Genomic DNA, 6,501 nt, shown 5'->3' on the forward strand with positions numbered 1-6,501 from the left:
GGCCTGCGCCGCAGCGTGGCGGATCAGCCGGCCGTGGCGCGCGGCGCGGGCTGGCCGACGGCGCGCCAGTGCGGCGGCAACTCGTCCTCGGCCGTCGGCATCTGCGGGGCCGGAGCCTGCTTGCGGATGCCGGCCAGGTCCAGGCCGTGCTGCGCAATGCCGGCGGGCGCTGCGGGCACCGGCGGGGCGGCGTGGGCGGCGGGGATGCCCAGGGCGATGTTCATCGCCAGGGCGACGGTGGCGGAGGCGAGGAAGCGGCACATCGGGGTTGTCCTCTCTCTGGGCGGCATCGTGCCGCCGGTGAGGACCTGTGTGCCCGATGCAGGTTCCGCCCCGACGTCGCGGGGTTGCCGATCGCTTCGCGACGCCGCTGCAATGTTGCCGGTTCGCTTCGCGATGCCCGGGGCGTCGCGATCTCAGGCCAACTGCTTCTCGCGCAGGCTCGTCGCGATGGCGCCGATGGCCGCCTTCACCAGCTCGTCCCGCTTCCACCACCAGTAGCCGCGCGCCGCGATGCCGCCGAAATAGCCGAGCGGGGCGGGGCGCAGCAGGTCCTTGACCACCGCGTCCATCCGGGCGCGGATCGGCGGCGCCATGCTGTCCGGCTTCAGCACGCCGCGCGGCCAGTCGGGCAGCCTTTCCTCCTGCGCGCATGCGCCGATCAGGGGGATGACGGGGTAGTGCGCCGGCAGGTCCGGGGTCTTCTGCCAACGCTGCACCAGCTCCGCCTCATGCGTCGCATCGGCCGGCACGAAGGGCACCTCGCCGAACAGCGGATTGGTCGTCGGCAGGGCGAGGTGCAGGCGCAGGAAGCGCTGGCAGTTGCGCCGGCCCAGCTGGAAATCGTGTTCCCGGAAGGCCTGGTGGAAGAAGCCGAGGAAGGCGCCGAGCCCGCCGGCGGCCAGCGGCGCGCCGGACGCCTCGGCGCCCGACCCGCGCGACGGGACCAGCATCATCCGGCTGTACACATCCGGCGCGGCGGCCAGCGCGACGTCCACCGCGCCGAAGCGGGACTGCATCTTCCACGCCTCGACCAGCGCCAGCACGATGCGCTGCAGCGGCGTGTCGGCGGGCAGCGCGGCGTCGTCGGCCGAATCCGGGAAGGGATCGACCATCAGGACGGAGCGGTCGGCGAAGCGGCCGTCGCGCACCAGGCGCTGGCCGGGCGCGTCCATCATGAAGCGGCGGCAGAGGTCGAGCGGCTCGTTGTCGAAGACGCCGCCATCGACGCAGAGATAGTCGTAGGGATCGGGCGTGCCCTTCGGCCAGTCCGGCACCAGGCTGCCGAGCTTCGCGTCGCGATGGATGGAGTCGGGGTGGCCATCGCCGGGCACCAGGATCTCGCGCTTCAGGTAGTCGGTGCCGGGGCGGGAGAGCGCGCGCGCCTGCAGGAACAGCGGGAAGGCGCCGCTGGCCAGCGCCGCCTGGCCCAGCCTCGGCCAGTTGCCGCCGCGGCTGGAGGCGGGATTCTCCAGCGGCAGCAGGTCGGGGTGTTCGGGGCGCGCCGTGCCGACGACGAAGGTCGCGCTGTCGGCGTGCATGCGCATCTTGTGGGAAGGCAGGTTCGCGCCGCCGAAGCTCATGCCGTAGGGCACGCCGCGCAGGTTGCCGAGCGAGAGCGCGAGCGGCAGGGAGGACGCCACCCAGGGGCGATGCGCGGGCTCGCCGGGCGTGTCCAGCACGCTGTCGACGATCTGCTGCAGCACGCGGACATTGAGCAGCGAGCGCAACGGCCCGGCCTGCGGCCCGCGGTCGGAGGGGTCGAGCAGCGCCTCGATCCGCGGTCCCTCCACCCAGGCGCGCCAGAGCGGGTTGGCGCTGCGGTCGCTGCCGGCCCGTGCGGGCGGGAAGCGACGATACAGCAGCGCGGCCAGGATCGCGGCGCACATGCCCCCCGCGCTGGCGCCCGACAGCGCGCGGAGCCTGACCCGGTGGGAGGGCACGCGTTCACCGCGGGCGCGCGCTGCCTCCCAGGAATCCAGCGCCTCGATCAGGAAGTCGAGCATGCCGGCGGTGTAGGCCCCGGCCGAGACGGCGCCGGCCATGCAGAGGCCGATCTGGAAGGTGTGGGGCTCGGGCGTGGGGTTGTTCGTGGCGGACATGCGAGCCTCCCGTCCTGGCGCGCCGGAAGGCTAGCGCGGCTGTCGTTGCCGGCGGAAGGACGATGCGCGGAAGGGTTCAGGCAGGCTGGAGGACCGGCGCGAAGAGGGCGTGCACCGCTTCCAGCGCCTCGCGCCGGTTCGCCAGGACGGGATCGTGCAGGTCCTCGGTCTGTGTGGCCCAGCTCTCCGCCATCGGGCGGCGCAGCACGGCGGGGGCCGGCGGCGGCAGTAGATGCGGACGGAAGTGGTCCAGCAGGGGCTGGGGCAGGTGCGCCTCCCAGCCTTCCAGGTTCAGCTCGCCCGCACGGCGCCGCGCTGCGTCGAAGAGCGCGTCGTCGAGGCTGTGCGAGAGGCGGAAATGCAGGACGGGGGCCGCGGCGGCCGCGCCTTCCGGCCCGCTGTCGCGGGTGACGGCGAAGCCGTCGAGGATCACGGCGCGGCCGGTCGCCACGCCGGTGAGGACGGACAGAGCGATGCTGTCGGGGCGTCCCGCCACCTGGCGCATGCCGTACAGCCGCGGGCCGAAAGCGATGAGCGCACCGGGGGCAAAGAAGAGCTCGCTGTCGCCGACGTCGAAGCGCAGCGCCGGGCAGCCCGGCACCGCCTGGATGCGCCCGGCATAGCCGAACAGCCGCCCGCGGCCGCGCATCGAGCCGAACAGCGAGGCCCATAGGCCGGGATAGGCGGTTGCCGCGTGGTCGGCCGCGGCGCCGTGCAGCAGCGGCGCCAGGATCTCATGCAGGGGAGGCGACGCAGCGGCGGGGCGCGGCAGCGCCACGCCGAGCCGCGCGGCGAAGGCAGCTTCCGCCAGATCCCAGTCGTCGCGGCAGAAGCCTGCGACGTGGCGGGCCAGCAGCGCGCTGAGCGTGGCGAGGCTGTGGTCGGCGGGGCGCAGGGCGCCGGATAGCCAGCGCGTGACGACGGACTTGTCCACGCCCACGCCCTGCGCGAGTTGCACGCTCGAGAGGTTCCCGCGCCGCATTGCGAGCCGCAGCTTGGCGGCGAACGCCTCGACTTCCGCCCCGCGCGTCATGCGCCGCCTCCGGACGAGGTGGCGGAAGCCTAGGCAATGCGGCGCGCAACGGGCAAGCGCGGATCACTGGCCCATCGGTCCCCACCCGTGCTTCGCCGTCAGGTCGTTGCGGAGCGTCGCGGAGGGCGAGGGGGCGTCCGGGAACAGGATTGCGCCGACCGCGAGGAGGCCGAGCAGCACGAGGGAGAAGAGCATGGCGGGGTCCTCCTGGGCCGTGATGGCCGGCAGGACCTTGCCGATGGTGGCGGCACGCGCGCAGGCGCGTCAGGCTGCGCCGCGCGGCGCACCGCGATGCGCATCGCGATGCGCGTGCCGCTCAGCGCCCGCCCGGGATGATGAAGGGCATCTCCGCCAGGGCGCGGGCCACCCATTCCAGCGGCACGTCGTGCCCGGCGGGCGCCGGCGCCGGCGGCATGCCGGAGCGGGCGGCGGGCAGCGCGCCGGCGAAGGCGAAGAGGAAGCCCAGGAAGGCGAAGAGGACGATGGCGGCGGAGCGGCGCATGGGGGCGGTTCCTTCGTGGCGGGGCGGCGTCGCGCTGCCCGTGACCGAAGGATGCCCCGCCCGCCTTGCCGGCGCGCTTCGCGCCGGCACAACAGAGTTTCCGCTCCGCTTCGCGTGTTGCGCGGCGCCTGCCCGGGCGGGCAGGCGCCGGTGCGGTCAGGCGCTCTCGTAGAGCCGCGTCAGGCTGAACTCGCGGTGGCCGAGGAGTTCGGCGGCCGTCAGCTCGCCGTCGGCGGTGCGCAGCATGCAGTCCAGCAGCGCCTCGCCGGCGTCGTCCATGTTCATCCGCTTCTGCAGCAGCCCGGTGACGTCCACGTCGATGTGCTCGGACATGGTGCGCTGCGTGCGCGGGTTCGCCGTGAGCTTGATCACCGGCAGGATCGGGTTGCCGATCACGTTGCCCTGGCCGGTCGGGAAGAAGTGCACCGCATAGCCGCTCGCCGCGCAGAGCGTGACCATCTCGGCCGCGGCGGACGACGAATCCATGAACCACAGGCCGGGGCCGGTCGGCGCCTCCGCCTTGTCCAGCACGCCGTCCACCAGGCACTTCTTGCCGATCTTCTGGATGTTGCCGAGCGCCTTCTCCTCGATCGTCGTCAGGCCACCCTCGATGTTGCCCTTGGTCGGCTGGCTCTCCGACAGGTCGTTGGTCTTGTTCGCCTCGATCATGCGCTGGTAGCGGTCGAACATCGCCATGAACTGCGCGGCGATCTCCGGCGTGCGGCAGCGCTGGGCCACCAGGTGCTCGCCGCCGGTGATCTCGCTGGTCTCGCCGAAGACCAGCGTGTTGCCGTTCTCCCACAGCTTGTCGAAGGCGTTGCCGACGGTGGGGCAGGAGGCGAGGCCGCTGGTCGTGTCGCTCTCGCCGCACTTCGTGCTGACCCACAGCTCGGTCAGGTCGGCCTTGGTCTTCCTCAGGCGGGAGGCGTGCTTGACCAGCTTGTAGGCGGCACGGGAGGCGTTCGCGATGGTGTTGATGTCGCCGTTCTGCTCGATGGCGAAGCCCTCCACCGGCTTCCCGGACTTCGCGATGCCCTCGACGATGCGGCCGGTCCAGCCGGGCTCGATGCCGATGACGACGACGCCGGCGACGTTCGGGTTGGTACCGGTGCCGATCAGCGTGCGGAAATGCAGCTCGAGGTCGGCGCCGAACTGCAGCCGGCCATAGGCGTGCGGGATCGCCATCGCGCCCTTGATGTTGTTGGCCACCGCCTCGGCCGCGGCGTTCGAGAGATCGTCCACCGGCAGGATGATGACGTGGTTGCGCACGCCCATCCGGCCGTTCTCGCGCCGCCAGCCCTCGAAGGACGCACCCTTCAGATTGATGCCCATGGTGGCGTGCCCCTTACCAGCGCTTCGTCTTGACGTTGTGGACGTGCAGATGCTCGCCGGCGCCGATGTCCTTCACCGCGCGGCCGATGTCCACGCCGTACTTGATGATGGTGTCGCCGGACTTGATGCCCTTGATCGCCAGCTTGTGGCCGATCGGGATGTCCGACTTCGCGTCGAACTCGATCATCTTGTCCTGGTCCATGATCCAGCCGTTGAGCCGGGTGCCGGCCTTCAGGCCCTCCACCACCACCACGCCCACGCTGTCGCCTTCGTCGTGCACGACGAAATGGATCGTCATCGCGCTTCCCCCAGTGAATTCGCAGGCGGCACCCTAGGCGCGCGCGTGGCCCCCTTCAACCACCCCCCGGTGCCGTGCTTCCCTGCCCGGGAACCTGTCCGAGGGCGCGACGCATGGCTGGGGTCTACTGGTACGGCGGGGCATGGATGACCGAGGAGCCGAAGATCACCGGCCCGATGGACCACGCTTTCTGGCTGGGCAGCGTGATCTTCGACGGCGGCCGCGCCATCAAGGGTGTGGCGCCGGACCTCGACCGGCACTCCGCGCGCTGCGTGGACAGCGCGCGCAAGATGCTGATGAAGCCGACGAAGACGGCTGCGGAGATCGAGGAGCTCTGCCGCGAGGGCATCCGCCGCATGGGGCCGGACGCCACGCTCTACATCCGGCCGATGTTCTTCGTGCGCAAGGGGCTGGGCGCCGCCCGCCCGGATCCCGAGAGCACGGATTTCGTGCTGGCGATCTACGACAGCCCGCTGCCCGGCTTCACCGGATTCTCCGCCTGCATGGCGCCGTTCCGCCGCCCGGCGCCGGACCAGGCGCCGACCGACGCCAAGGCGTCCTGCCTCTATCCCAACGGCGCGCGCGCGACCGCCTGGGCGGTGGAGCGCGGCTTCGAGAATGCGGTGATGTGCGATGCGCTCGGCAACGTGGCGGAATTCGCCAGCGCCAACCTGATGTTCGTGAAGGACGGCACGGTGATCACGCCGGCGGTCAATGGCAGCTTCCTCAACGGCATCACCCGCCAGCGCGTGCTGTCGCTGCTGCGCCAGGCCGGCGTGCCGGTGGAGGAGCGCGCGGTGAAGGCGGAGGAGCTGGAGACGGCGGACGAGATCTTCTCCACCGGCAACTACGCCAAGGTGCAGCCCTGCACGAACTACAACGGCCGCGCGCTGCAGCCGGGCCCGGTGGCGCGGAAGGCACGCGAGCTCTACTTCGACTGGGCCGAGGCGCACTGGCGGATCCTGCCCAAGGCGGCCTGACGCGCAGCAGGCGGGGTGGAGTCGCCTCGCCCCCGCTATCGCGAGCCGGGGCCGCCCTCCGGCCCGAAGCCGCTGCCTGGCAGCGGTGGCGCGTCCCCGCCGCTGACCGGAGCGGCTTCCAGCGTGCGCCGGTCGCGCGCCAGCCGCTCCGTCACCTGCGCCAGCTCCTCGCGCTGGCGGCGCAGGCGCTGCTCCGTCTCGGCGAGCTGCGTGCCGAGCTCGGCGCGGCGCTGCTCCATGGCCGCAACCTCCGC

Annotated in this window: 9 protein-coding genes; 1 reads left to right on the forward strand and 8 read right to left on the reverse strand. The window is 72.2% G+C overall.

Features of this window, described 5'->3' with window-relative positions; all coding sequences use genetic code 11:
* Positions 1 to 23 precede the first annotated feature (23 nt).
* The 7 genes from OZN99_RS22700 to OZN99_RS22730 form a co-directional block, all read right to left on the reverse strand.
* On the reverse strand, positions 24 to 263 hold the full coding sequence (locus tag OZN99_RS22700; protein ID WP_270937534.1) for a hypothetical protein: 240 nt from the start codon (positions 261 to 263) through the stop codon (positions 24 to 26).
* A 153-nt stretch (positions 264 to 416) separates the two neighbouring features.
* Positions 417 to 2,102, reverse strand: coding sequence for a patatin-like phospholipase family protein (locus OZN99_RS22705; RefSeq protein ID WP_270937535.1), 1,686 nt, complete (start codon positions 2,100 to 2,102; stop codon positions 417 to 419).
* A 76-nt stretch (positions 2,103 to 2,178) separates the two neighbouring features.
* A complete protein-coding gene (locus OZN99_RS22710; RefSeq protein ID WP_270937536.1) occupies positions 2,179 to 3,135 on the reverse strand; it encodes a hypothetical protein in 957 nt (318 codons plus the stop codon).
* Between the two features lie 63 nt (positions 3,136 to 3,198).
* On the reverse strand, positions 3,199 to 3,330 hold the full coding sequence (locus OZN99_RS22715) for a hypothetical protein (RefSeq protein ID WP_270937537.1): 132 nt from the start codon (positions 3,328 to 3,330) through the stop codon (positions 3,199 to 3,201).
* Positions 3,331 to 3,451: 121 nt separating this feature from the next.
* Complete coding sequence (locus OZN99_RS22720; RefSeq protein WP_270937538.1) at positions 3,452 to 3,637, reverse strand: hypothetical protein; 186 nt, start codon at positions 3,635 to 3,637, stop codon at positions 3,452 to 3,454.
* Positions 3,638 to 3,793: 156 nt separating this feature from the next.
* A complete protein-coding gene (locus OZN99_RS22725) occupies positions 3,794 to 4,969 on the reverse strand; it encodes a UxaA family hydrolase (protein WP_270937539.1) in 1,176 nt (391 codons plus the stop codon).
* A gap of 13 nt (positions 4,970 to 4,982) precedes the next feature.
* Positions 4,983 to 5,267 (reverse strand): UxaA family hydrolase, encoded by a 285-nt coding sequence (locus OZN99_RS22730; protein ID WP_270937540.1) that lies wholly within the window; start codon positions 5,265 to 5,267, stop codon positions 4,983 to 4,985.
* 113 nt (positions 5,268 to 5,380) lie between these two features.
* Here OZN99_RS22730 and OZN99_RS22735 point away from each other — a divergent pair, with 113 nt between their 5' ends.
* Complete coding sequence (locus tag OZN99_RS22735; RefSeq protein ID WP_270937541.1) at positions 5,381 to 6,247, forward strand: branched-chain amino acid aminotransferase; 867 nt, start codon at positions 5,381 to 5,383, stop codon at positions 6,245 to 6,247.
* Positions 6,248 to 6,282: 35 nt separating this feature from the next.
* On the opposite strand, the gene OZN99_RS22740 is transcribed toward OZN99_RS22735, so the two are convergent.
* The coding region (locus tag OZN99_RS22740) for a hypothetical protein (RefSeq protein WP_270937542.1) at positions 6,283 to 6,501 on the reverse strand (219 nt) is incomplete at its 5' end.

This window comes from Falsiroseomonas oryzae (genome assembly GCF_027856955.1).
Classification (GTDB): Bacteria; Pseudomonadota; Alphaproteobacteria; order Acetobacterales; family Acetobacteraceae; genus Falsiroseomonas; species Falsiroseomonas oryzae.

Coding starts and splice junctions, on each gene's coding strand:
- OZN99_RS22725 (WP_270937539.1), bottom strand. CDS start 4,969: ATGGGCATCAATCTGAAGGGTGCGTCCTTCGAGGGCTGGCGGCGCGAG.
- OZN99_RS22705 (WP_270937535.1), bottom strand. CDS start 2,102: ATGTCCGCCACGAACAACCCCACGCCCGAGCCCCACACCTTCCAGATC.
- OZN99_RS22710 (WP_270937536.1), bottom strand. CDS start 3,135: ATGACGCGCGGGGCGGAAGTCGAGGCGTTCGCCGCCAAGCTGCGGCTC.
- OZN99_RS22720 (WP_270937538.1), bottom strand. CDS start 3,637: ATGCGCCGCTCCGCCGCCATCGTCCTCTTCGCCTTCCTGGGCTTCCTC.
- OZN99_RS22730 (WP_270937540.1), bottom strand. CDS start 5,267: ATGACGATCCATTTCGTCGTGCACGACGAAGGCGACAGCGTGGGCGTG.
- OZN99_RS22700 (WP_270937534.1), bottom strand. CDS start 263: ATGTGCCGCTTCCTCGCCTCCGCCACCGTCGCCCTGGCGATGAACATC.
- OZN99_RS22735 (WP_270937541.1), top strand. CDS start 5,381: ATGGCTGGGGTCTACTGGTACGGCGGGGCATGGATGACCGAGGAGCCG.
- OZN99_RS22715 (WP_270937537.1), bottom strand. CDS start 3,330: ATGCTCTTCTCCCTCGTGCTGCTCGGCCTCCTCGCGGTCGGCGCAATC.